Annotated in this window: 20 protein-coding genes and 1 riboswitch; of the genes, 15 read left to right on the top strand and 5 right to left on the bottom strand. The window is 36.2% G+C overall.

The window, feature by feature from the left end; genetic code table 11:
• Positions 1-57: 57 nt before the first annotated feature.
• Entirely contained in the window at positions 58-5,862 is a 5,805-nt protein-coding gene (locus tag ACIQ1H_RS16530) for an NPCBM/NEW2 domain-containing protein (protein WP_402890168.1), read from the bottom strand.
• Positions 5,863-6,101: 239 nt separating this feature from the next.
• Positions 6,102-6,185: riboswitch (cyclic di-GMP riboswitch) on the bottom strand.
• A gap of 479 nt (positions 6,186-6,664) precedes the next feature.
• Here ACIQ1H_RS16530 and ACIQ1H_RS16525 point away from each other — a divergent pair.
• Both ACIQ1H_RS16525 and ACIQ1H_RS16520 read left to right on the top strand, forming a co-directional pair.
• Positions 6,665-7,699, top strand: a complete 1,035-nt coding sequence (locus ACIQ1H_RS16525; protein ID WP_402890166.1) for an ABC transporter permease — start codon at positions 6,665-6,667, stop codon at positions 7,697-7,699.
• A gap of 1 nt (position 7,700) precedes the next feature.
• Complete coding sequence (locus tag ACIQ1H_RS16520; RefSeq protein ID WP_402890164.1) at positions 7,701-8,384, top strand: ABC transporter ATP-binding protein; 684 nt, start codon at positions 7,701-7,703, stop codon at positions 8,382-8,384.
• A 178-nt stretch (positions 8,385-8,562) separates the two neighbouring features.
• On the opposite strand, the gene ACIQ1H_RS16515 is transcribed toward ACIQ1H_RS16520, so the two are convergent.
• Complete coding sequence (locus ACIQ1H_RS16515) at positions 8,563-9,012, bottom strand: AraC family transcriptional regulator (protein WP_402890162.1); 450 nt, start codon at positions 9,010-9,012, stop codon at positions 8,563-8,565.
• Positions 9,013-9,164: 152 nt separating this feature from the next.
• On the opposite strand from ACIQ1H_RS16515, the gene ACIQ1H_RS16510 reads away from it, so the two are divergent.
• On the top strand, positions 9,165-9,806 hold the full coding sequence (locus ACIQ1H_RS16510; RefSeq protein ID WP_402890160.1) for a hypothetical protein: 642 nt from the start codon (positions 9,165-9,167) through the stop codon (positions 9,804-9,806).
• 361 nt (positions 9,807-10,167) lie between these two features.
• Here the strand turns inward: ACIQ1H_RS16510 and ACIQ1H_RS16505 are convergent, their stop codons facing one another.
• Positions 10,168-11,067, bottom strand: coding sequence for a 3-hydroxyacyl-CoA dehydrogenase (locus tag ACIQ1H_RS16505; protein WP_402890159.1), 900 nt, complete (start codon positions 11,065-11,067; stop codon positions 10,168-10,170).
• A gap of 474 nt (positions 11,068-11,541) precedes the next feature.
• Between ACIQ1H_RS16505 and ACIQ1H_RS16500 the strand changes: the two genes are divergently transcribed.
• Positions 11,542-12,603, top strand: coding sequence for an S-layer homology domain-containing protein (locus ACIQ1H_RS16500; protein WP_402890157.1), 1,062 nt, complete (start codon positions 11,542-11,544; stop codon positions 12,601-12,603).
• Between the two features lie 124 nt (positions 12,604-12,727).
• Here ACIQ1H_RS16500 and ACIQ1H_RS16495 read toward each other — a convergent pair whose 3' ends face one another.
• The gene (locus ACIQ1H_RS16495) at positions 12,728-13,414 is read right to left on the bottom strand and encodes a ZIP family metal transporter (RefSeq protein WP_337982235.1); all 687 of its coding nucleotides are present in this window, start codon (positions 13,412-13,414) and stop codon (positions 12,728-12,730) included.
• Between the two features lie 272 nt (positions 13,415-13,686).
• On the opposite strand from ACIQ1H_RS16495, the gene ACIQ1H_RS16490 reads away from it, so the two are divergent.
• From ACIQ1H_RS16490 to ACIQ1H_RS16480, 3 genes are all read left to right on the top strand, one after another.
• Positions 13,687-14,391 (top strand): tryptophan-rich sensory protein, encoded by a 705-nt coding sequence (locus ACIQ1H_RS16490; RefSeq protein WP_402890155.1) that lies wholly within the window; start codon positions 13,687-13,689, stop codon positions 14,389-14,391.
• Between the two features lie 122 nt (positions 14,392-14,513).
• A complete protein-coding gene (locus tag ACIQ1H_RS16485; protein WP_402890153.1) occupies positions 14,514-16,202 on the top strand; it encodes an FAD-dependent oxidoreductase in 1,689 nt (562 codons plus the stop codon).
• A 233-nt stretch (positions 16,203-16,435) separates the two neighbouring features.
• Entirely contained in the window at positions 16,436-18,124 is a 1,689-nt protein-coding gene (locus tag ACIQ1H_RS16480) for a GNAT family N-acetyltransferase (RefSeq protein ID WP_402890151.1), read from the top strand.
• Between the two features lie 72 nt (positions 18,125-18,196).
• Here the strand turns inward: ACIQ1H_RS16480 and ACIQ1H_RS16475 are convergent, their stop codons facing one another.
• Positions 18,197-18,799 (bottom strand): NUMOD4 domain-containing protein, encoded by a 603-nt coding sequence (locus ACIQ1H_RS16475; protein WP_402890150.1) that lies wholly within the window; start codon positions 18,797-18,799, stop codon positions 18,197-18,199.
• A 202-nt stretch (positions 18,800-19,001) separates the two neighbouring features.
• Here ACIQ1H_RS16475 and ACIQ1H_RS16470 point away from each other — a divergent pair, with 202 nt between their 5' ends.
• The 8 genes from ACIQ1H_RS16470 to ACIQ1H_RS16435 all read left to right on the top strand — a co-directional run bounded on the left by ACIQ1H_RS16470 (position 19,002) and on the right by ACIQ1H_RS16435 (position 25,355).
• Entirely contained in the window at positions 19,002-19,205 is a 204-nt protein-coding gene (locus ACIQ1H_RS16470; RefSeq protein WP_340822660.1) for a helix-turn-helix transcriptional regulator, read from the top strand.
• A 2-nt stretch (positions 19,206-19,207) separates the two neighbouring features.
• Positions 19,208-19,510 carry a hypothetical protein gene (locus ACIQ1H_RS16465; protein WP_402890148.1) on the top strand — a complete coding sequence of 101 codons (303 nt, stop codon included), beginning with the start codon at positions 19,208-19,210 and terminating at the stop codon, positions 19,508-19,510.
• Between the two features lie 39 nt (positions 19,511-19,549).
• Positions 19,550-20,005: an SACOL1771 family peroxiredoxin gene (locus ACIQ1H_RS16460; RefSeq protein ID WP_402890544.1), complete on the top strand. Its 456-nt coding sequence runs from the start codon at positions 19,550-19,552 to the stop codon at positions 20,003-20,005.
• Positions 20,006-20,170: 165 nt separating this feature from the next.
• Entirely contained in the window at positions 20,171-20,806 is a 636-nt protein-coding gene (locus ACIQ1H_RS16455) for a sugar transferase (RefSeq protein ID WP_402890147.1), read from the top strand.
• 18 nt (positions 20,807-20,824) lie between these two features.
• The gene (locus ACIQ1H_RS16450) at positions 20,825-21,949 is read left to right on the top strand and encodes a glycosyltransferase family 4 protein (RefSeq protein WP_402890145.1); all 1,125 of its coding nucleotides are present in this window, start codon (positions 20,825-20,827) and stop codon (positions 21,947-21,949) included.
• Between the two features lies 1 nt (position 21,950).
• Complete coding sequence (locus ACIQ1H_RS16445; RefSeq protein WP_402890144.1) at positions 21,951-23,624, top strand: GNAT family N-acetyltransferase; 1,674 nt, start codon at positions 21,951-21,953, stop codon at positions 23,622-23,624.
• Positions 23,605-24,351: a hypothetical protein gene (locus tag ACIQ1H_RS16440; protein ID WP_228134161.1), complete on the top strand. Its 747-nt coding sequence runs from the start codon at positions 23,605-23,607 to the stop codon at positions 24,349-24,351. Before ACIQ1H_RS16445 ends, ACIQ1H_RS16440 begins: the two co-directional genes overlap by 20 nt.
• On the top strand, positions 24,339-25,355 hold the full coding sequence (locus ACIQ1H_RS16435; RefSeq protein ID WP_402890143.1) for a polysaccharide deacetylase family protein: 1,017 nt from the start codon (positions 24,339-24,341) through the stop codon (positions 25,353-25,355). The genes ACIQ1H_RS16440 and ACIQ1H_RS16435 overlap by 13 nt, the downstream gene beginning before the upstream one ends.
• The last annotated feature ends 170 nt before the right edge of the window (positions 25,356-25,525 follow it).

Here is a 25,525-nt window from a genome sequence, read left to right as displayed (position 1 = left end):
CGGAAAATCCGTAGGCGTTTATTTAAAAGGGGAGGAGTTTTTATGACAGCAATATGGTTAGTTTTTTACAAAATAAGTTAATTGGATAAGTGTATCTGCGTCTAGCTTATACGCAATGACTAGCATATACATGCCTTGTTCTTCTTGAGAAAGATCGATTGTAAAGTGGTCTGCATTCGGCGCAAGTTGGTCCACATCTACTGAAATTTCTTTCATTGTTTTCGTATTTCTAAGTGCTATTTGGTATGGGTTTAGATAGTTTCCATCTAATCCTTTTACTAGATTTTCCACTGTTAGTTCTGGACCCGTTAAGCTAGATACTTCCACAACTTGTGGGTGTGCAGTAATGTTGTCTAATTGACTTAGATTTTTCAATGGTGAGAAATCTGAAATACTATTACCCGAAATATCGAGTGATGTTAAGTTTTTAGCATATTGTAAGCCTTCTAGACTTGAGATACGAGCATTTGGCGCATGTAGACTTGTCAGTGTAATCATATCACCTAAAGTGATTTCTCCAGACAGTCCAAGTGTTTGCTGAATAGCCACTTTAAGATGGTTGTCGGCAATCGCAATGATTTGATTAAAGTCAATTTCTACGAGCAAAGCTTTTGCTTGTGTTAGCTCCTCTAAAGCTTGGTCGATTTGGGCTTGCGTAGCTTGTGCATTTGCAAGCAGTTCTTCAGCTTTCGCCATGCTCGCTTGTAAAGCTTGAATTGATTCTTCTGTATAGTTTTCTAAGTTAATAGTTTTCGCATCTTCAAGTGCTACTGTTAAATCTTCAGTGAATACGCGATCCGCATTAGCAAAGTGTAATTTTGTATCACCCCATGATGCATGGTCAGAGCCATTGCCATTGCCACCGTCTGTTACGACAAGTTTCAATTCTTTCGCGCCAGTCACGTTTACTTCAATGTACTTTTCAGGGTCACGAGATTGCATTAAGCCACTGTCAAATTGTTTTTCGCCATCAACAAACACTTGGAATGTAACAGAGCCGATTGAACCATACATTTGACGGTCCACACCAACATAAGCAGAGAAGATATCTGCGTTTTTATCTGTTAAATCATAGATGATGGTTGAGTTTGAATGTGCACCGATGCCTCGTTCATATGTTTTCTCACGACCATCGTCGCCTGTTAAGCGGATTGCATGGTGACTAATAGAGATATCTTTAACAGGTGCTGCATAGCTGTTTTGTGTAGATTGCCATTCAAAATCAGTTAAGTAATGATAATCTTCCATATTTACTACAGAAATTGTGCGTTTTTTTGTTGCTTCATTGCCATCACTATCCACGACTGTGTACGTAATGTCGTAGTGACCAGCTCGATTGAAGTTTACTTGTTCTAAGCCAGTAACTTGTACTTGAGACGTTAAATCACCATCTTCAGCGTCGATTGCTGAATAGGTTTCGTTGATATTAATAGGCGTTCCTACTGTTGTTGCGACTGATTTAGGAATTGTTAATTCTGGCTTACCATTTGAAAGATAGAATTTAGCGTCAGCAAAGTTTGCATGATCTGAAGCATTGCCATTGCCAGAATCATTAGCAACTAGTTTTAACTCTTTCACACCTTGAAGCGGTACTCTCACAAGTTTTGCTTCTGTTTGATATTTCATGACACCACTGTTATATACTTCTTGCCCGTCAGCTAATACTTTAAATGTCACGCTAGAATTTCCGTTTTCAGCGATGTTGCGATCAATACCAACAAGTGTTTCAAAGTAATCGTAGTTTTTATCTGTTAAATCATAGACGATTTCAGAGTTTGCATGTGTACCAATCCCTTTGGCAAATTCCTTCACTTCTCCATTTGTTAATACTTTTATTGAACCACCTGAAGAAGATTTGTCTTTGTTGACAGTACTATACGCTGTTTGAGCAGATTTCCAGCCGATATCTGAGGCGAATTTCTCATCGCTATAGACATACACATTTCTTGTCGCTGTTGCAACGTTATGATCACTATCCGTTACTGTATATTCGATTTGGTAAATACCTGTTTTATTTGTATTGAAGCCATTAGTTGTTACTTGGATGTGCTTACTTAAATCGCCATCCTCAATATCAGAGGCAGTTACATCTTTTAGAACATCAAATTCACTATTTAATTTAACGAGAGTCAAGTCTTCAGATAGTTTTAACGTCGGGAGACTTGAGTCTTTACCAAATTTAGCATCTGCCCAAATTGTATGGTCAGATGAATTGCCGCTATCATTGGCATCCGTTGTAATTAACTTTACTTCTTTTGCACCTGTAACAGGAACGTTCACATAGCCATGATCAGTATTGGCTCTAAAGACATCACTTGCAAATTTCTTTTCACCATCGACCCAAACTTCAAAAGTAGCAGAAGATTTTTGACCTTTTGCTGCTTGATCGATGCCGATATAGCTTTCAAAGAAATCAAAGCCTTTTCCTTCAATATCATATACGACTTCAGAGTTTGCATGAGCACCAAGCCCTTTTGCGTAGGTAGCATCCATACCTTGTCTTAGTAATGTAATGGTACCGCCAGCAATTGATTTATCTTTTTGTAATGAGCCCCAACCTACTTTTGCAGATTTCGCTGTCAGATCAGAAAGATATTGCATGTCGCTAATAACGTTGACGTTCATTGTTTTTGTTTCTTTGATACCTTCATCATTTATTTCATAAACAACTTCATAGCTACCTTTTTGTGTAACATCTACCGTATTGGATTTGATGCTAATTGTTTTCGTAATATCTTTACCACTATAGGAAATTGCTTTTACATAATCCATTGGATCAAATGCTTGATGTAGTTTAATAGTGACAAAGTCTTCAGTAGATAGGGAAGGTGTAAATGCCTTAACCTCTACTGGTTTTAGTGTATTTAACTTCTTGTCGTAACCAACCACTTTATACGTATAATTTTTTGTTGTATCCACATTTTTATCGATAAATTGTGCAGTGCTAGTAAAGCCAATTAATTCATCATCTCGATAAATTTCATAGCCTAAGAAATCATCTTGGTAGGCTTTATCGATTGATAAATTTAATGTATTAGTTTTGGCAGCTTGGTTTGCAGCAAATGATACATTTACTTCTTTACCTTTCAAACCATTACCTTTATAGTCGAATGCACTATTATTTAAATACCATATTTTTTTATCTGGTTTTGGATATTTGCTTGTTTTTTCTTTCGTTTCGTCAGTTACAACAAACCCGTGACGAGCAAAATGTTCACTTAAATCTAAACCAAGTACTTCTGAAGAGAATTCGACTAAATATTGTTGCTTAGATTGTTCACCATCTTTTAATGAAACATTACGTTCACGATATAATGAGTTTAATTTACCCCAATAGCCTGGACTATACATTTCAAGTTGCCAATAAACAGCAAGTTTTTCAAATAGGCCTTGGTCGTTATAATCTTTTGTGTTTTCTTTCAGTACGTTTTTATAGATGTTTGACTCATATGGAATACGTTCATCAATTTTGCCGTAAAATCCTGACATATACTGTGGTAGCATATTATTTGTTACTTCACCGTAAGTTCTTACGCCGATATCCATACGGTGCCCGATTTCATGAATAAGGCCCCATGATCCGCCTTTTTCTTCGATAGGCACTAAAATATCAGACACAACATCATCTAATGTGCCGATATGATCGCCAGCTGCATACATATATGCATAAGGCTGCGCAAGTCGTACATTTTCTCGAATTAATTTCGGGTCATTTTTTTCATTATGACCATCTAAACCGTTATATTTAAATAATTCATCCATTAGACGATTGTACGATTCAATAGTTTGTAGTGGGCTATAGCCATTTTCGATATACGTTTTATAAGCACCTGTTGCAGTACCTGTCCAGAATAAATGGTCACTAACAACTTCTACGATATCCAGTACTTCTCGATCTTCAACCTTTGGATGCTTCGCTTTGTCTTCATCTAACTTCTTCTTATAGTCGATTAAAAATTGTTTGAACTCTTCAACATTCGTCGATTTCGTTGCAAAAGGAATTCGCTCAACGCCTTCAAAACGTAATGTCGGTGCTTTTCCTTGTTGTTCAGCTGTATAAGGGTTATCAATGTAAATTGTGCCCCCTGGTGTAACAGCCTTGTTATAAGCTGAAGTTTTTGGAATAGCAGGCACGGTAATCACGTTTTTACCAACATTTAAGCTGACATCTCTTCTCCAACTGTTCCAAGCACCTTCTTGTTGTGTAAAGGATAAGCGAGGTAGTGGACCATTTGCCACTGCGTCAACATAAACGATGATTTCATCGCCTGGTTGGGCAGCAAGACCTGTTGGTTGAAGGTTATTACCTAAACCGATTTTTAAGTTTTCGTTAGCATGCTTCACCATATTGCCGTGTTGTTCCGCTACGATAATTCTTCCTTCTGTAACGACCTCACCTTTAATGACTTTCTTAGCTAACTCAATGTTTTCTTGATAAGTAGTATATAGTGGATGCGATTTTGCTTCTTCTTCTAGTGCATGAATTAGCTCGATACTATTGAATTCTGGTGAAACAGTATTCATCGTTCCATCTGTAAATAACTTCGCCATCTTATCGTTTACTGTATCTTCTTTATAGAACGCTAATTCAGAAAGTGTTGCCCAATTTTGATTGGACTTTTTAAATTTGAATTTCACTCGTTTAAATGTTGTTGGTTCAAACTTCGCTTCTACTAATCCAGCAACCATATTATGTTTACCTGTTGCAACGAGCTCATAAGTATCACCTTTTGTTGTTTGTGAAGCGTAAATTTCAAATTCCTCTGCAAAGCCTTTACGGTCCGATGGTCTTGCTCCATAGACAACGCGATTTAATGTTACAGGCTCTATAAATTCGACTTCTACTTCATTTGAGAATGTAGCTGTGTTGCTACTATTCGTTTCCCAATATGTATTGACATTACCATCGATGGCATTTTCTATAACAGCACTAGCCCAGTGCCCGCCGTTATTGCGAATGCTCTTAATGTTTTCGTAGTCCATTCTAAATAACTGAGAGTAGGCTTCGTTTGCAAAATGGCTAAATGTTGAAGTTACTGCTGTTGTTGCGTCGATTGCCTCGGTGCTTAGTAGTGCTTTTGCATTGTCGATATCTTCTTTAAATTGAGCGTAGAACGGATGTCCTTGTGCTTCAGCATCTAATTGATTGATTGCATCAATCGAATGGAACTTGTCACTAACAGCGCTCATTGTGTCGTCAGTAAAAAGGGTTGCCATTTTGTCAGAGATTGTATCTTCTTTATAAAACTGAAATTCTGAAGCACTTGCCCAATCTTGATTTGCTTTTGTGAATACGAATTTTACTCGTTTAAATTCTGTAGGTTGGAACTGAATTTCAACGATATCACCAGTAGATCCTTTATATTCACCTGATGAAACAAGTGTAAAGTCATCACCTGCATCCGTTGTTGAGCTATAAATCTCAAACTGTTGGGCAAAGCCTTTGCCTTTTGTAGATGATTGACGAGCTGCATAAACCATTCTATTTAACGTAGTTGCTTCATTGAACTGAATTACGACTTCGTTTGTGAACGATGCGCTATTTGGATTTCCTGTTTCCCAGTGGGTATTCATGTCACCATCAATTGCTTTATCAATAGATGAACTTGCATATTTTCCACCGTTGTTCGTAATCGACTTAATGTTTGTAATGGCCATTTTAAATACATCATCGTATGCTTTTAAGATATCCTTACCATACAAATCAAATTTCTTCACTGAAGCGATCGAATGCTTAGTGCTTGCTTCAGCTGTAGTTTTGACAATATTCCCATTAGGATTTTCACTTGCCAAAACATTCAATGGTCCGCCTACTAAATTTAAAGCTAGAGCAGACACGGTTACAATCTTTACAACTTTCATATTTAAATCCTCCTTATGAAGTTTTGAATTTTTCCTACGGAGTACATAAAAAAAACTACTCATAAAAGAGTAGCTTTATCTCAAATAAGGATATAAAAAATATACAAATATACCCATTTGTAATGGGCACTGAAAAAACTAAAAGATAAACAATTCATCTTTTAGAAGTTATATTAAAAAAATATTTTTCAGTAATATGTTTTTTTATGACCTTACTAAACAAAAAGTAGTATGTACTCTTCGGCAACTGGCTGACATAGTTATAAACCTTAGTCCCTATAGCTTTGCGTCCCTAAATTTCCTTAGGTTTGCCTATTCAATTTTTCTACTATAAAGAATAGCATAGTGAAAATAATTACCACAGAACAATTTGTCCTATATTTTACCACCCTTCTTTAGGGTAAAATGGTGAAGGTTTATGACTGAATGGTATAATAATGTATTTTATTGATAGGCAATATGTTAGGTGTAAATTACTTTAGTAAGAGAAGGGTAGTTTAGTTGTAAACTACTTTTGTCACGTGTTAATAAACAAAAATATTTTCAGCGGCGACATTAGTACACAATTAGCGAAAACAACTTTCAAAATGGTGGAATTCTAAAATATTGCTGTACATATTTATCTGGTGTTTAGAACTGTTAACTTTCTACTTTGTTTTATGAGTAGAAGGTTTTTTACTTTGATTAGGTACAATATTTCATTTGTAATGGTTTGTTCATTCTCCGTTCATTTTCAGTTCATGCTCTGTTCATTTAGGCTCTATATTCTAAAAATGTGAAAAGAAATAGGAGGGGTTTTAAGATGAACCTGGCTTTAAAAGAAATGAAGAAAAATAAAGTGCGATTTGTGATTTTAGGTTCCATTGTTTTTCTGGTGAGTTTACTAACCTTTATTATTTCAGGTTTGGCAAATGGATTATCACAAGACAATGCTGCGTTAATTAAAGATTTACCAGCAGGACAGTTTTATATGAATGAGGAGGCAGATGAAACGTACAATCTGTCAAAAATAGATAGCAGTACCCAAAATGACATGTTAAACAAACAAAAGGACGCTGTTGCTTTTTCAATTCAAATGGGCTTTATAAATGACGAGGCTGGCAAGCAGCAAAGCGTTGCCTTTGTCACTGCTACCGATTCACCACTATTTGAAAAGGTGAAACATGAGGAAATTATTTTAGATAGCTCACTAAAGGATAAAGGTATACAGGTAGGCGATACAGTAACGAATAATCAATTTAGTGGCAAGTTTATTGTAAAAGGCTTTGTTGAGCAAAAGAAATATAGTCATGCCCCTGTAGCTTATATTAGCATGGAGGATTACAAAGAAATTTATCGTGTCGAAGAAATGCAATTAGTGTTCGCTCCAAATGCAGATGCTTCTCAAGACTATACAGGATTACAAGCTTTTTCAAAAAATGATTTTCTAAAGACAATTTCAAGTTATAGCGCAGAACAAATGTCTCTTAATATGATTGTTTGGTTTTTAGTTGTGATTAGTGGCATGTTGTTTGCAATCTTCTTTTACATGATGAACGTTCAAAAGATTGGTTTGTACGGTATTTTAAAGGCAATCGGTTTAAAAACAAGTAAGCTATTTAAAATGATTTGGACGCAAATGGTTGTTATAACTGTTATTTCACTCGCGTTATCAATTGTGCTAAGTCAAATCTTTAATCAATTCGCACCACAAGGAATGCCATTTAGTTTAAGTTTGGCAACGACAACCCAATTGTCGATCGTATTCATCATTATTGGATTTATCGGTGCAACGATATCAGGGATCCAAATTAAAAAAATTCAACCATTACAAGCGATACAGCAAGGAGAGGTCTAATATGACACTATTTACAATGGAGAATGTTAGAAAAACGTTTACGAATGGTGAAGTGCAAGAAGAAATATTAAAAGGTATTAATATGACGCTTAAAGAAGGAGAAGTAACCGCTTTAGTAGGTGCTTCGGGGTCTGGTAAAAGTACACTATTAACGATTGCTGCTGGACTGCAACCTACATCGGAGGGCCAAGTAATTTTTCAAGGGAAAAACATGACGGCTTTGACAGCTGAGCAAGTGCGACAAGTGCGGGCAAGTGAATTTGGTTTTGTTTTTCAATTTGCACATTTAGTTCCCTTTCTAACAGTAGAAGAACAGCTATTACTTATGCTCGAAGTGTCGGAATCAGCATTAAAGAAACACGAGCAGCAAAGAGAGGTAGAGCGTATTTTAAAATTAGTAGGGATGGACCATCGGAAAAATGCATATCCTTCGTCATTATCAGGAGGAGAGAAGCAACGAGTAGCTATTGCGCGAGCGATTATTCATAAACCGAAAGTACTTTTTGCCGATGAACCTACAGCAAGTTTAGATTCCAAAAGATCTAGGGACGTCATGGAGTTAATTAGAGACCTTACCAAAACATTAAACATTACAACGTTAATGGTTACACATGATGAAGAAATGTTAGCTTATACAGATCAAGTCATTAAAATGAATGATGGGAAAATTGTTCAAAATGTGTGATTCATTTATAGTCTAAATGGTTTTCGAAAAAAGTGTTAGATTGACACTCATGTCAATCTAACGCTTTTTTGCTATATGCTGTTTTCCTCTAATATGGCGGTTACTTTCTGCGTAGCCGACTATAATCTGTAACGCTCAATCGCCTCCGCTTCTATCGACTAGAAATACTAAATAGTTTTTACTGAATAGGGACTAATATTTCACATAGATGATTATCAATCATTTGCGATGTATATCTTTCAATGATTGGCTGTTGTCTGATGGATAGATGATTTTTGGCGATTTCAGAAAAAATATTACCCCAAAATTCGCTGACTGCCTCTTTCGTATGGTCTAACAAGAAAACTGCATATTTCCCGCCAGGTAATGTTCCACTCTGAGCAGGCTTTGCTACATGGAAATCGTTTGGAATCATGACGCAAACATCATATCGACACTCTTCTTTAGGTGTAACTTCAGGATTATCTTGAGGAATGGCAAAAATGGGTGAATCCTCAAATAAGGCATTTAGCTGTGCCCATTGTTTAAAAGATTCCATTAGCTCTTTGTTGTGCTTTTCACCATATTCCCCGACGTTTCTAAAGTAGGCAATTTTTGATTCTGCCAATTCTTCGATAGTAATTTTCAATATTTCATCCCCCTTCCTAAGTAAAGGTAATATGATTAAAAATGTTTCTCAAGTGCTTTTTAAAAGTTTTTTAGAGGGAACTTCCTCTATGCATTCAGTTAGGGCATTTTTTATGTCTTCGATGACATACCTTCTTAAGTAGGGGGGATAGCATGTTTAAAAGGAAATGGATTTTTGTGGGGATACTTACTATGGTAGTAGCTATATTTAGCCTAGTCGCTAAACTTATGGAGGTTGAAAGTACGGAAAATAAAGAGATGCAGCAATCTTTCATTACGAAAGAACAGTTAAGCATTGCGAAATTGAAAGAAAAACTGCGTGAAATATATGTTGGAGTTGATGTGAAAACGACGCCAAAGAAGCAATTGGTGTTACAAGTTGTAGCAGATGAGGATTATTTTAATTTAGTAAAAAAAGATATGGAGCCGATTGCAAAAAGTGTTATGGAAACTTCTCCATTTAAGGACTATACAGTTATTTTTGAAAGGTGGGAATTTACCTCAGAAAAGGATGATAAAAAACTTATAGATAAAGAGCTTTCTAATTTTTTGAAAGCAATTGTAGTAGGGCTTCAAGAATTTGATGTATTTAAAAATATAACGACAGATCATCACACATTTATTACTGTGCAAACGTCTATCATTGGTTCGGAGAAAAATGCACAAAAGGTTGCATTAGAAATGGAAGAAATCATATATGGAATTTTACGTTCACAAGAGAAAAATGAAGTAACTCCGATAAATGAATATAAGGTGAAAGTAATGAATTCGCAAGGGGAAGTATTAAATGAGTAGAAGATAAAATTGTGTGGGTGCCTGACACTCAGTTCCAGCAAAACTGGCTCCTGAAATCGTAAAAATCTACTGCGCTTTCCGCGAGCCCGACGTAAGCCGCAACCCTCGCTGACGCGCGGTTTGTTGCGTCTTCCGTTAGGTGAGTTCCCGCAGGAGTCACCGTAGATTCTTACTAAGCTAATCCTTGTGGGGGGGCGCTATTTAGATACGAAATTGTGTGGGTGCCTGACACTTTCCCTACACTTTCTCTGTATTAAAAATCCACTGCGCATTTTTAGGGCACAGTGGATTTTTATTATGCTCATCATCAAATGGATGACGAGCGTAGTAAATTGTAGTGAATTGTTTGAGTGCCAGGCACTTATTTTTTAAGGAAATCAGGTTTAGAGAAGCTTGGGTTTGGATATTTGTAGAAGCCTTCTCCTGTTGCGCGTCCTAATTTGCCTTTATCGATGTACTCTGTTTTTAATAAGTTTGCTAGCTTTTTCATGTTTTCATCACCAGTTGCAGCAGCTTTTGCCTCTACAATGTTATGAGCGGTATTAATACCTACAACGTCTAGAATAGCAAATGGTCCAAGAGGAGCGCCTGTCCCAATCATCCAAGTTTTATCGATTGTTTCAGGGTCAGATACTTCTTTTACTAATAGCATTTCAGCTGCATCTAAAAATGGCACGAGTAGAGAGTTCAAAATATAGCCAGGTTGTTCTTTATATAATGTTAACGGCACCATTCCAATAGCTCGAGCAAATTCAACAACTTCATCAAACACCTTCATATCAGTACCTGGATGTTTCATAATTTCGGCTGTATTATTTACCCAAATCGTATTAGCAAAATGTAATGCTAAAAATTTCTCAGGGCGACCTGTAGCTTCAGCAAATTGACTTGGTAATAAAGTAGATGAGTTTGTGGCGAAAATTGTTTTTGCTGGAGCAACTTTGCCAAGGTTTGTGTAAAATTCTGTTTTGATTTTTACAACTTCAGGAATAGCCTCAATAACAAGATCTGCATTTGCTACAGCCTCTGCTAAGTCGCTTTTAAAAGTAAGACGAGCATATGCAGCATCTACTTCTTCCTGTGTTGCGCCCAAATCGTGTTGGTATAATGGTTTTAACTTTGTAATGCGATCCTGTGCATTTTTTAAAGCATCATCATTAATATCGTATACAGTAACGTTGAATCCTTTAAAAGCAGACTGATAAGCAATCTGACTTCCTAATACGCCACTTCCTGCTACAGTAATGTTTTGATAATTCATCCTGACTTCCTCCTCTGAAATTGTTACGTTAATATAATAGTTTCTAATTAAAATAATTTTCTTATTACAATTTCATACTACTGCTTTCATTGAATGAAAATCAAATTATAAACTCAAATATTATAATGGTATAAAATTTTGTTTCATTGCTACAGAAATTTATACCTTCAAGTATGTGCTTATTAAGAAGGAATATAACCATTACCTATATTCATTTTATTGAATGGAGACTATAAGGAATATACAAAATAGTGAAAAAGGATTATTATGTAATATTTTAAATTTATAGGTATTTAAACCTTTAGTAGATAATTACTTCGAATATTTAGACTTAGATACATAATGATTTAGTAGGACTGTATGATTGTGTAAAAATAGGCCTATTATATAATTTTCAATAATTTACATATATTTATAGATTTGTTAATAGATGTTTTAGTAAACTGAATTTATGAATTGAAAGGGGCAAGAAAAATGAAGAAGACAATTTTAGCTGGCGCTCTAAGTATTGCATGCTTTACAGGAGGTTTTGGCTTACAAGCACATGCACAAGAAAAAGTAGAAGTTGCCAATATTATTCATCCTAAACAAGTTGTTGCATCGACTAATCAAGTACAATCGATGTCCTATCAAGATATTTACAAAATGTTTTTACTTTCTAAGCTAGTCATTGAGGATGATGATGATATAACAATCGTTACTTCTAAAAATAGCATTATTGTAAAAATGTCCCTTAAAGGATTAATGGCATCCTACACAGATGGGACAAACTTATTCCCAGAAGGGGAACAGGCACTAAAAGAAAACTTTGATGAGTTTAAAAAGCTGTATGGTGATGCGATTCAAATGCGCATTACTCAATCTGGTAATGGCTTCAAGACTGAAATTTTTATAGCGGGAAAATGGGAAGCAGCAAGTGATACAGATATGTTTGATTTAGTTACGGTATTTAACCGTGCTGACCTTGATTTAAAGCCAGGTGGGTATTTTACAGATGCGATTGGCCATTGGGCTGAAAGCTATATCCAATTACTTTATCAAGCTGGCGTTGTAACTGGTACTACTGATACGACATTCAATCCGAATGGGCAAGTCACTCGTGGTCAATTAGCTGCAATGATTTTCCGTGCTTCGGGCTTAGATGTAAATGAAGATTATGAAGGACCTGCTTCATATAAAGATATGCAAGGTTTCTGGGGAGCTAAGGAAGTAGCAATTTTACAAGAGTATGGCTTACTCGAAATTTTTGATGGTAATTATTTTGAACCAAACAAGCCTGCTACTCGTGAAGAGATGGCTCATGTAACTGCAAGTTACTTAGAAGCAATGGAGTTTGATGTAGCAAAGGCTAACAAAAATAATACCTTTACAGATAAGAATCAAATGCGTCAGGAAGCTGTTGAATCTATTGGCTTATTACAGCAATTAGGAATTATTGACGGTGCAAACGGAAAGTTTAATCCAAAAGGCAATTTAACACGTGCACAGTTTTCTAAAATTTTAGCACTTACGTTGATGACAGTAAGTGAAGAGTAATACTTTCTAAGCTAAAATATAGAACTTAAAATAATCCACTTCGCAGCGCTTTTGCTGGAGAAGTGGATTTTTTTAATACCTTTTAAAGTGCCAGTCACCCGAACAATTCTGATAATTTTAGCGTTTATTCCACGAATATATGAAACATATAGCTTAAAAAATAGCCCAATAAAATATATGTTATAAAGGATTTTAAGGTTACTGCTCGTACATGGTGCAAAATAAACTCTGAAATACTAGCCGTTCCGATTAACCCTATTGATAGTCCCATCAACACGCCTTGTGCCTTAATTGTTAAATTCCAATATTGACCAACTAAAATGAAAAGTATAAAAAACATCGAGAATCCGATGAAATAAATAAATAGTTTCCACAGCTTTCCGTTTTGTGAAAGAGATGCTGTTGTAAGTGCAAACCCCTCAGGAAGATGATGAAGAATGATTGATGCTGTCATTGTAATACTAAGTGCGGAATTGCCAAGTAAGTTACCAATAGCAAGACTAATAGGAACTGTATGAATGACCATTGCGATTGCAAGCAAAGAAACGGAGGGATTTTGTTGATTTGTAGGGTGAAATAAACTACTAAGTAATTGAAATATTAAATAGCCAATTAGAATGCCTAATATAATTCCAAACGACTTGTACACTTGAAAAGAAGATGGAATGATGTCTAGTACGAGCAAGCCGACTAAAAATCCACCACATAATAATGATAATCCTTGGGTTGTATGTTGAAAAAGCTTAGAGAAAACCCAAGCGATTGTTCCTCCTATGCTAACACTGAAAAAAAGAAATCCACCAATAATCATTGCACTCAACTGCGAAATTCCTCCGCCCTATAATAATCTAAGTTCGTTTTACAAAATATATGCAACGTAAGAGGTTATATGATGGAGCCCAGTGAAAATAAATGACCATTGCTGCGTGTAAGCGAAGTAAACTATGACAACTAGAACAGAACGTACAAAGAAGTGAAATGATAAGCTTTCCCAAAAAGATTTTATTTTTTAAAAAAGGGTAGTTATATTTATGAATTAATAAGTTATATAGTAGCTTAATTATGTATATTAGGGGGATTGCTATGAAGTGGGTTACGCTTTTAAGCTTTTTATTGATGATTACCATTAATGGTATAGCAAGTACAATAGGTATTAATGGCAAAACGACAGGAGAAATTTCGAACCAACAACAGGTGCTGTTTATGCCAGCGGGCTATGTTTTTTCTATCTGGCTTGTAATTTATATAGTATTAGGAATATGGATGGTTATTCATTTATTTCGTAAGAAAGCCAATCAGGAGACTGCTATTTTAAGCCTTGTTACATCAACTTGTTTATATAACATTGCTTGGCTTTTATGTTGGCATTATGAATACTTTACATTATCAATCGTCATGATGATTGGTCTCCTTGTTAGTTTAATCTTTATTTATAGAAGTTATCCGAAAGGGGATCGCCGTTTTGCAGGGAGATTACCATTTTCGATTTACATGGGCTGGATTAGTGTTGCCTTAATGGCAAATATTAGCTATGTGCTTACATATTATCAGTGGGATGGCTTTGGTATAGCTGATGTATGGTGGGCGAATTTGTTACTTTTGGTTGCCACATGTCTTGCTATTTATATTCGCTACATTGAAATCGATGTTTTGTTTCCAATTGTTATTATTTGGGCTTTTATCGGTATTGCTGTAAAAAATGGAGTAGATGCTGGAAGCTTATTCTATATGCCTTTACTGTATAGTGCCATCCTTGTTATCTCGATTTTCATCCGTAAACGAAAATAATATCGTCTGGAAAAAAGAGGGTACATTCAATTGACTGAATATTACTTTAATTCTATACTTTTGAATAGGAACACTAGATTCATAGATGTAGTTAACTACTAATGAAGGTGAGGAATGTAAGTATGAAATGGGATGCAAGTTATGATGTAGTAGTAGTAGGATCAGGCGCTGCAGGTTTGACAGCAGGACTCACAGCAAAGTTGCAAGGAATGAAGTCATTAGTCATTGAAAAAACTGATCGTTACGGTGGAGCATCTGCCTTATCGGGTGGAGCACTATGGATTCCAAATAATCATGTGATTAAAGGTGCAGGTGTTCCTGACACATATGAACTAGCACGTTTGTACTTAGATTCTACTATTGGTGAGCGTGTGCCAGCCGCTTTAAAAGAGGCGTATATAACATGTGGGCCGGAAATGTTGAAATTTTTAAGTAATCATACAAACCATATGCGTTTCCAATATGCCAAAGGCTATTCGGATTATTATCCTGAAAAGCCAGGCGGTTTATCACAAGGGCGTTCGATAGAGCCACTTATTTTTGATTTGCAAAAGATGGGAACTTTAGCTGATACAATGCGACGATCTACTATGTCGACTAAAGGTTTCACAATGAATAGCTATGAATTCCATAAGGTCAATATGATTAGACGCACAATGAAAGGAAAAACAACAGCACTAAAGCTTGGTATGCGCTTAGTGAAGTCTAAAATAACAGGTAGTGAGCCTATAGCATTAGGACAATCTTTAATTGCACGCTTACGTATGTCACTTGCGGAAGCGAATGGAGATTTATGGGTTTCAACTGCATTTAAAGATTTTATCGTAAAAAATAATCGTGTGATTGGTTTGATAGTAGAACGAGATGGACAAGAAATGCAGATTGAAGCCAAACACGGTGTAGTGCTTTCATCTGGGGGCTTTTCTCATAATCAAGCATACCGTGAGAAATATTTGCCTTCACCAACCAATGCCAAATGGACATCAACGCCAGAAGGGCAAACAGGGGATTGCATTGAACCGAGCGTTAAAATTGGGGGAAAATTAGATTTAATGGATAAAGTTTGGGGGGCACCTTCCGTAATTGATCCCGAAGGACATCCTTTTTTCTTAGTGGCAGACCGTGGTGTACCAAATATGATGGTTGTGGACAATTTAGGGAATCGTTATTTAAATGAAGCTGCCCCTTATCATGAGTTTGTAGATAATATGTTTGCACACCATAAAAAAACGAATACAGGGATACCTTCTTGGATTGTTATTGATGCAACTGCGAAGAGTCGATATATATTTACAGGTTTGTTCCCTGGACAAGCTTTTCCAAAAAGCTGGTTCGAAAATGATATTGTAAAAAGCGGTAAAACAATAGAGGAATTAGCAAATCAAATGGGTGTCCCATCAGAAAACTTACTTGAAACGGTTGCGCGTTTTAATACATTTGCACGTAATGGAAGTGATGATGATTTCCATCGAGGACAAAGTGCGTACGATAACTATTATGGTGATCCTACTTTAAAAAATCCGAACTTAGCAGAATTGAAGGATGCCCCTTATTATGCGCTCCGTTTATATCCAGGTGATATTGGCACAAAAGGTGGGCTCGTTATAGACGAGCATGCAAGGGTAGTGAAGCAAGATGGAACACCGATTGAAGGCTTGTATGCATCTGGTAATTGCTCCGCTTCGATTATGGGTGAAACGTATCCAGGCCCAGGTGCTACGCTTGGACCTGGAATGACGATGAGCTATATTGCAACATCGCATATGGCGAAATGTAGTAAGCAAGAAATAGCAGCTCTTATTGAAGCATAATTTGTTCAATACTAAAAACCTTCTTATTCTTTCGATAAGGAGGTTTTTCCATTAATAACTTGAGAAGTGTACAGATAGAAAAGGACCATTGTTCTAATTTTGTTCGTTTTTGAATATAGTGGCTACTGGGTGAAGAAATAGGATTGCACATTGGAATGCTAAAAACCCAATAATGGGGTTTTATAAGGAAGGCGATGCTTTGTTATTGAAAGTAAAAAGGAGTGACTACACACGTGCTAGAGTATAAACTCGTGACAACGATTAACGAGCTAGAGACATATAAGGATACTTGGTCTGAAATACTTGAACGTGAAAAAAACGACAATCCATTTATAGAATATGAATGGATTTCAACCTGGTGGATGATAGTGGGGCACGATGAGCATGTGGAAATTTACATTGTTGAGCATAACGGGGAAGCTATCGCATTTTTTCCATTTGTTCATACAAGTCGATTTGGTGGTATTCATCAGTTTAGCTTTTTAGGACAAGGGCTTGCTTCTTATATGGAGGTAGTTGCCGAAAAAAGATGGAAAGAGCAGGCTGTGCATTATTTATTGAAGGAACTTATAAGCAAATTTACGCGTGTTCTCTTCGTATTACATGGCCTTCTTGAAAGTAAGGATACTTCTCCAATATTAGAGAAATATACATTAGCACATCAATTGCCCTATTCGGTTTTTCGTGTTGTCACACCTTATATAGATTTTAAGTCGATTGAATTACCCGATTTTTTAAAGAAGCATAAGCGAAGATTTAAAAGTATTAATCGTCGAGAAAAGCGGTTGAAGGAACTTGGAACAATAACATATCAAAAAGCACATGCTGGAAATTTAGATAACATGTTTCAATTGTTTGAAAGAAGATGGCAAAAGAAAATGGATACGAGTGGTTTTACAGCACAACGGACAAAGGCTTTTTTTGAGCAGCTCGCAAAGCAGCAAAATGGGGCGTTAAGTTTAAAAGTTCACAGTTTGCAATTCGAAAATACTTGGATTGGTTTTACATTAGATATTTGTTGTCGAGGAAGAAATTTTTGTCATGCGATGGGGCATGAGCCAGATTTCAATATGTTTGGACCTGGACGTTTAATTGAGAAAGAAAATATGCTGAAGGCACATAGTATGAACGTTCGTCTATACGATTTTGGTATTGGATATGAGCCTTATAAGTTTGACTGGTATACACATTTAGATTTTACAAGAAAATTCATCATGAGTACTGCAGGGGTGAGGGAGCGAGCGCTTCGTACTGTAATGGTACTACAAGAATCATTATTAGCGTTGGTGAAAACAAATCGTAGAATTGTAGAATGGAAACGTAATACATTAGGTGAATTACGATATTTGTTTACAAAAGCTGGTAAGAATGAATGGCTGTCCATGCTAAAATGTAAGGTGTTTCATGGACATAAATTTACGATTTATTATTTAGAACAAAAATTAGGCCAACACCAATCTAACTTTCAGGAAATAAATATTCAATCAGTGCTCGAAAACGATCAGCGAACGGAGCTTCTTGCCCATTATTTTAAAGGCTATAAGCTCTATAGACAGAAACAGGACATTTCCTTTTTGCGACATGATAAATTTATCCACGAGGAAGCGGATGGGTTTATGCAAGAATTGCCACCAAATACTACATATATTAAAAATTATGAACTACCAAAACTCCAAATGATTGTAGATGAAGTGCAACGAGAAGGGCTTGCAATTTGTACCTCTGCTAATTGGTTTGAGTGGCGAAAACGTAAAACGTTAACTGCATTAGGATTTCGAAAGGTAGAACGTGTTTTAATAACTCAACTGTTTAAGTGGAAAAAGGTGCATCGTCATGAAAAGAAATGGGTAAAATTTTTTTTGAAACACGGACAGCAAACAGAACAACGCTGGCACCTAGCGCTACTTTCCTTCCTAATATAACAAAAAATCCTTAGCGTCTTTTTTACGCTAAGGATTTTTATTTGTCATGTAAAAGAGCTGTATATGCTTATATTAAAAGTGAATACCTGGCTTATCAATTAGCTTACAGCCTGTCCCATATTTCGCTTTTAAGGCACCTTTAAAGTTTGTTTGTTCAAGCTCTGGGAATGCCTGCTTCCATAGTTCGAATACATTATGATTCGCTGCAACGCCGTTTTTTGTTAAACGGACAATATGAAAACCATATTCATCATTGCAACGAGCTAATGGGCGATTTTCACGTACGGTAATAATACGTCCGCTTTCAGTGATTTCATAGAGTTCTTCATAGCCTGCAATTGCACGGCTTTTTTCATCCAAATTAGTTGTTTTTATAACAGCCTCTTTAACTGGTTTTTGTTCATTAGCCCCATTAGAAACTGCTGTCTTATTTTCCTCAGGAAGTTGCTCGACGATAATAAAATCCTTATTGGATGCCTTATCACTCATCGTTGCCATTACGTTCATAATGGAACCTACATAATGCATTGGTTTGTCGTTACCTTCTTCATATACGAAAATATTATAGTCGGTTTTATTAATCTTTTTCATAATAATATTTCCTGTTAAAATCGTAAAACCGATAAATTTGTTTTTATTAAGTGCTTGTAGTGCTTGTTGTTTGGTTAAAGTCATTACTAAATCTCCTAAAAAATTGTTTTTTCTATTTTACCATAAAATAAGTTTCGCTGTTTTTCAATGGATGTAGTTAGACAAAGCAAGTATAACATTGTGTTGTTTTCCGAAAATTCGAGAGAATATGTAAAGCATGCTTTACAAATGAAGGATGGTAAAGTAAACTTTACGTAAAGGTTGCTTTACATTGGGGTGGTGAAAAATGGAACAACGTATAAAAGAATTAAGAGCATCATTTGGTTGGACGCAAGAACAGCTATCCGAAAAACTAGGAGTTTCAAGGCAAACAATTATTTCTATAGAAAATGGTCGTTACAATCCATCTTTAGAGCTTGCCTATAAAATTGCAAAATCATTTCAACTAAGCATTGAGGAAGTATTCATTTTTGAGAAAGGTAGTGATTGAAGATGAGTTTGGAACAAATGTTAGGTTTTCTTGGTATAGTACTTGGCATTTCGGGAGGTCTATTTGGATTATGGTGGGGACGTAGGATGGCAGCACGTAAAAATGGGCTGGATGAAAGATATGAAAAAATTACAGTAAGCTCACTAGCGAACGGGTGGAAAATAACGGTTATTTCTATTTATGTTCTATTTCTATTATTAATAGCTGGTGTTCAGTTTTCTACCGCTCAAGCTTTAGGAATTCTTTTACTCATTCATATGGGTGGATGGGCATTTTCGACACTTTATTATAATTTAAAATATTGATTATAAGTAATGGAATTATAGAGAAAAGGAGCATTTTATATAATGGAACATAAGTTTAGTATGAATTTATCTTGGTCAAATGGAAGAAATGGGACAGGGAACTTAACAGCTAGCAAATTGAATACAATCGTTTCTATTCCTCGGGAAATGAATGGACCAGGAATCGGAACAAATCCAGATGAAATGTTATTAGGTGCTTCAGCAACTTGTTATTTAATTACCTTTGCCGCATTGCTGGAAAACGCCAAAATACCAGTAGTGGCGTTGTCGATGGATTCAGAAGGGTTTGTAGATGTAACGGATGGAGTTTTTACATATTTGAAAATTGTCCATAGACCTAATGTAAAAGTCCCGCAACTAACCGAACATGAAGAAAAACGGATGCATCGGCTAGCTCAAAAAGCAGAACAAACATGTATGATTAGTAAGGCGTTGAAGGGAAATGTTCAAATCGAATGCTACCTTGAAATTGAGCAGTCGTCTAATAGTCAGTAAGTAATTTAATATTTCCATAAAAATTAAAGGAATTATGCCAGAAGTTTTTCTGGTGTAATTCCTTTTGTCATATTTACAGGGTATTTGCTTTGTCTGAAATAGTTCTATAAATGTGCGAAATGAATATATAAAGTTAAGCACTAAAAAAATGTAAAGGATGATGTATTGCACGTCCAGACAGCTGAGACAAACACATTTTATGGTCAGTATGGAAAACGAATTTTTGATATAGTTGGGGCAATTCTATTATTACTTATGACAATTCCTCTTATGTTAGGTGTACTTCTCCTATTACTTTTGACTACAGGACGCCCCATTTTTTTCAAACAAATTCGAACTGGTTACGAACATCAAAGTTTTATCATTTGGAAATTAAGAACGATGACTATCCAGGCTACACCTGTCAATATGCCTGCATTATGCACAGAAGGTATTCCAGATGATTACTATTTTAAAACTGACCAAGATACGCGCATTACAAAAATCGGTGCAATCTTACGTAAGTTAAGCATTGATGAAATTCCGCAGCTTTTGAATGTAATGAAGGGTGAAATGAGTATTGTTGGACCGAGGCCAGAAGTACCGACAATTACAAATAGTTACAGCGCTTTACAGGCACGCCGTCTAGAAGTGAAGCCAGGTTTAACAGGGCTTGCACAAATTAATGGACGATCCAATATTTCACATGGTCAAAAAATTTCCTATGACATTCATTATGTAGAGAACGTAACGTTTTTGATGGATTTAAAAATTGTTGTGAAAACCTTTTTCGTTGTTCTAGCTAGAACAGGGGCTTACTAAAAGAGCAAGAGGTGAAGGATGCTGAAGATTGTTCAACTTATAACACGTATGGATAAAGTAGGCGGCGCTCAAAAACATGTGGAGGCACTTGCCATTAAGCTAAAGCAAGATGCCCATGAAGTGACGATTGTGACAGGTTATTATGATGCATCATTATGGCGCTTACAAGATGAGCAAATTAATGTCATCAGTATCCCTGCCATGCAACGGGCGATTCATTTAACAAAAGATATCCAAGCACTTTGGCAATTACGAATTGCTTTAAAAAAAATCCAGCCCGATGTGATTGCAGCCCATTCTTCTAAGGCAGGAGCAATTGGACGTATCATCGGGGGTCTTTTGCATATTCCAACGATTTTTACTGCACATAGCTGGAGTTTTACAGAAGGAGTACCACAAAAAAGGCAAATGATGTATCGACAGCTTGAAAAAACCGTCCAGCCATTAACAACTAAAATCATCACCGTTTCTGATTATGATCGTAAGCTGGCGTTAACGAAAGGCATTGCACCTGCTCATAAATTACAGACTATTCATAATGGCATTGAACAATTAGAAACGAATCTAGTACCAAATAGAGTGAAACATGAGCATCCGCAAATCGTTATGGTTGCTCGCTTTGAGGTGCCAAAAAGGCAAGATTTACTGTTGGAGGCTTTGCTGGAGCTAGTAGACATACCATGGCACCTGCAATTTATTGGCGACGGTTCTTTACGACCTCAGCTAGAAAGCTACGTAAAAGATAAAGGTTTTTCAGAGCGAGTTACGTTTTTAGGCAATCAATTAGATGTCACAAAATTACTTGCTCAAAGTCAGATTTTTGCACTGCTATCAGATTGGGAGGGATTACCCATCTCAATTATTGAAGCGATGAGAGCTGGACTTCCTATCATTGCCACAAACGTTGGTGGAGTCAATGAGTTAGTGACGGATAAAGAAAACGGATTTTTAATCGCTCGGGACGATCCAAACCAACTGAAAATAAGACTTAAAGAGCTTTTAATGGATGAAACGCTATGTAAAAAAATGGGCGATATAAGTGAACGACGTTTTTTACGAGATTTTACGTTTGTTCCTATGTATAAAAAAACAGTATCTATCTATGAACAGGCGATTTCAAAGTTTGCTAAAAAGGGTGATTAAATTGCAATTAATTCGCATTAGAACAGAAGATGAACTTGCGTATTATAAGGGGATTTGGGATGAGATATTAGCGAATGAACACAATGATAATCCGTTTATTGAATATGCATGGTTTTATAACTGGTGGATTACTATTGGAAGAAAGGAACGCGTAGAGCTATATGCTGTGCAAAAGGATGAGGATATTGTGGCATTTTTGCCATTGAAGGTACGAATACTTTGGGGTGTTCGTGTATATACCTTTACAGGTGAAAATGTAGCGAATTATTCAGGTATTATCGCAAGGAAAGTGTGGCAATTACCTGCTATAACGTTTGTATTGGATGAGCTTATAAAAAAGCATCATCACGTGTTGTTTTCATTTCATGGATTACTTGAAAGTAAAGAGTCATCGAAAGTCATTGAGCAGTATTTTGTTGAACGGCAATTGCGGCCATATATTTTTCGAGTAGTAACACCGTATCTTGCCTTTCAAGACGTTGACTTCAGCAGTCATTTCAATAACCGCAGAAAAATACATGGTATAGATAGAAGCGAAAAAAAGCTGCGAAATTTAGGTTCTTTACGTACAAAAACACCTGAGCAAGAAGATCTTTGGCAAATGTTTAAATTATTTGATCGACGTTGGGCAAAAAAGGTGGATACGAGTGGTTTTACTAAAGGAAAGAAAAAGGAATTTTTTGAACGTCTTTTTCACCTTAAAGGGGAAGCAATGCAAGTAGAGGTAGACGCACTTGTTTTTGAAAATCAATGGCTAGCCTTTAACTACGGTATTTGCTGTCGAGGGCGTTATGTCACTTATGCGCTTGGGCATGAGCCAAACTTTAATATTTTTGGTGTCGGTCGTTTACTTAATCAAAAGACGATTAAGCGCACTTTTTCAGAAAATTATCGTATGTTCGATATGAGTATTGGTTACGAGGCGTATAAATTCGATTGGCGCTCTGGCATCGATTTTACGAGGCGTATCGTTGCAAGTAGTAAAACAAAACGAGCAAAGTTGTTGCTTGGATGGTTTGTACGGAAGGAACGTCTAAAGGAAATGTTGAAAAGTAGTCAGCGTTTCGTTGGATGGAAACGTCACACTCTTGGTGAGATGCGTTATTTAGTAAAGTATGGAAAAGTGAAAGATTGGCTAGAATATGGACAACAATTCGTTGAAAAGTTTGTTCGTTTGAAGCAAGTGGATTTGTACGAGTTATCCCCATCTGATCGAGTCATTCCACAACAACCAGTAGGGGAGTTGTTCGAGGAAATGTCGATTCAAGAGGCTATGCCACTCGATCAAGAAGAGATTATTTCAATATTTTATAAGGGGTACATTCTTTATAAAGATTCCTTTGCCCAGACGACGAAGCCTGCATTTGCATTACATACTGATAACTTACGTGTGGATGCATTGCAAATTGTTGAACCTTTGCCAAAACAAACCTACTTTTTACACTATGATTTCTATAAAGATATAGGCGTTATTACAGCTTTTATTCAAAAAATAAAGCCAAATGAAACACTTTGGGTGACGGCAAGCTTTTGGCAATGGCGTAAGCGAAAACGATTGCAGCAATTAGGCTATAAACGTATTTCTCGAATGAAGCATTTTAAATGTGCTCGTTATGAGCGCAATCATGTAGAAAATTATACAGAGAGTGGGGGCGATGTTCATTCTATCCATTAAAAGTAAGCGATGGAATATCGCGATGCAGCATATTTACTTTGCAGAAAAGTTGGCAAATACTAGAAAATCAATGAAATTAGTTTGTCACACACATTCACTTGTTCCGAGCCGTAAGCTAGTTAAACGTGAAGCCGTTCATATTCCTTTAACAGATCATGCGAGCATGATGTATTCAGCACTTTCGAAAAACAACCGAAAACTGCTACGTCGTGCACAGGAAGAGCCCTATCAAGTGCTTTTATATAACGAGCCTTCTGAAGAAAACTTGCGAGCATTTCAACAGTTTTATAATGAGTTTGCAAAAAGAAAGAAAATCGAACAAATTACTAAATCACAAATGGAATCCATTATGCTATTAAATCAAAAAAATGCTTTGCTATTAACAGAAGTACAAAGTATTTGTGGACAAACATTATGCTATCGTTTGGATATTGTCCATTCACAAAAAGCGATGTCCTATTATGTAGCAACCTGTGATGCTTTAGTTGTGCCTGCCCATTTAAAGCGGCCATTACGGTATGCCAATCGTTTCTTGTTATGGCACAATTTAATGTATTTAAAGCAACAGGGATTTGTTCTATATGATATGGGCGAGCTAACAGATGTGCAAACGATTCGTCAATTCAAATCGAGCTTCGGTGGACAAGTCGTTAACGTATATTCAGGTTACATCGCACAATCGAAAATGAGTGCGTTGTTATTGGGCGTGCAAAAGTGGAGAAAATAGCAATCAATGCAAATCATGGTGGTTTAGTGATTTCACTGGACTTTGAGTTAAATTGGGGTGTCCATGATGTTTTTCGACATGGGCAATATAATAAAAATTTATATGGTGTTCGTCAGGCATTACCTAAAATTTTAATGCTGTTTAAGCAATATGAAATACATGCAACATGGGCTACTGTTGGCTTATTATTTGCCGAATCTAAAGGTGAGATGGCACATTATTTGCGAGGTATTCCAGTGAAATATAAACAGATGCGGTATGCAGCACATTCACAGCTTGCGAAAGTAGGGGAAAATGAACAAGAAGATCCTTTACACTTTGGTAAAGCATTAATTGAAGAAATCATGCAAACACCCCATCAGGAAATTGGTAGTCATACTTTTTCTCATTTTTATTGCTTAGAAAGTGGACAAACTGAAACGGATTTTCTGGCGGATTTACAAGCGATGAATACAATTTGTGATGGCTATATTGAACCGATGAAGTCCATCGTTTTTCCACGCAATCAAGTAAATGACAGTTACTTTGCAATTTGTCAGCAAGCAGGGTTTGTGTGCTATAGAGGAAATGAACTACACGATTTATACAACCCTAAAAAGTTTACTAAAAAAAATCGACTATCGTTAGGTACAAGGAAATGGCTGGATAGCTATATCAATGTCACGGGCAATCATATTGTACGATTAGAAGAGATGCAAGAAAATTCATTTATTAATGTTCGTGCAAGTGCATTTTTAAGACCATATAGTAGCTTGTTACGCACATTTGAGCATCTCAAAGTAAAACGAATTAAAGAAGGAATGCTTGCTGCTGCAAAGGAAGGTGCATTTTATCATTTGTGGTGGCATCCGCATAACTTTGGAAAACATATTGATAAAAATTTGGCGATGCTGGAAGAGCTTTTGCAATATTATCAAGAATTACAGAAGGATTATAATTTTCACAGCTATTCCATGCACGAGGTCGCCATGCTATGTAATGTAAGCAATAACATTTCTGAATAGAGTGTTATTGCTTTTTTATTTTATATGCAAAATGCATCTTCTACTTCATAGAAATTTTAAGAGAATAAGAGGGAAATTACTTGAGTGTGACGAAGATGTAAGTTACTTAGTGTTATTTAAAATTGAAGGGTGTATGCACAATATAGAATAGCAGAAGGAATGAAGTAGCT

This window comes from Lysinibacillus sp. NPDC097279 (assembly GCF_044761745.1).
GTDB lineage: Bacteria > Bacillota > Bacilli > Bacillales_A > Planococcaceae > Lysinibacillus.
The sequence above is the reverse complement of the archived record's forward strand: the minus strand, read 5'-3'. Positions and strand labels throughout refer to the sequence as shown.

Coding starts and splice junctions, on each gene's coding strand:
- ACIQ1H_RS16530 (WP_402890168.1), bottom strand. CDS start 5,862: ATGAAAGTTGTAAAGATTGTAACCGTGTCTGCTCTAGCTTTAAATTTA.
- ACIQ1H_RS16525 (WP_402890166.1), top strand. CDS start 6,665: ATGAACCTGGCTTTAAAAGAAATGAAGAAAAATAAAGTGCGATTTGTG.
- ACIQ1H_RS16520 (WP_402890164.1), top strand. CDS start 7,701: ATGACACTATTTACAATGGAGAATGTTAGAAAAACGTTTACGAATGGT.
- ACIQ1H_RS16510 (WP_402890160.1), top strand. CDS start 9,165: ATGTTTAAAAGGAAATGGATTTTTGTGGGGATACTTACTATGGTAGTA.
- ACIQ1H_RS16505 (WP_402890159.1), bottom strand. CDS start 11,067: ATGAATTATCAAAACATTACTGTAGCAGGAAGTGGCGTATTAGGAAGT.
- ACIQ1H_RS16500 (WP_402890157.1), top strand. CDS start 11,542: ATGAAGAAGACAATTTTAGCTGGCGCTCTAAGTATTGCATGCTTTACA.
- ACIQ1H_RS16495 (WP_337982235.1), bottom strand. CDS start 13,414: ATGATTATTGGTGGATTTCTTTTTTTCAGTGTTAGCATAGGAGGAACA.
- ACIQ1H_RS16490 (WP_402890155.1), top strand. CDS start 13,687: ATGAAGTGGGTTACGCTTTTAAGCTTTTTATTGATGATTACCATTAAT.
- ACIQ1H_RS16485 (WP_402890153.1), top strand. CDS start 14,514: ATGAAATGGGATGCAAGTTATGATGTAGTAGTAGTAGGATCAGGCGCT.
- ACIQ1H_RS16475 (WP_402890150.1), bottom strand. CDS start 18,799: ATGACTTTAACCAAACAACAAGCACTACAAGCACTTAATAAAAACAAA.
- ACIQ1H_RS16470 (WP_340822660.1), top strand. CDS start 19,002: ATGGAACAACGTATAAAAGAATTAAGAGCATCATTTGGTTGGACGCAA.
- ACIQ1H_RS16465 (WP_402890148.1), top strand. CDS start 19,208: ATGAGTTTGGAACAAATGTTAGGTTTTCTTGGTATAGTACTTGGCATT.
- ACIQ1H_RS16450 (WP_402890145.1), top strand. CDS start 20,825: ATGCTGAAGATTGTTCAACTTATAACACGTATGGATAAAGTAGGCGGC.
- ACIQ1H_RS16440 (WP_228134161.1), top strand. CDS start 23,605: ATGTTCATTCTATCCATTAAAAGTAAGCGATGGAATATCGCGATGCAG.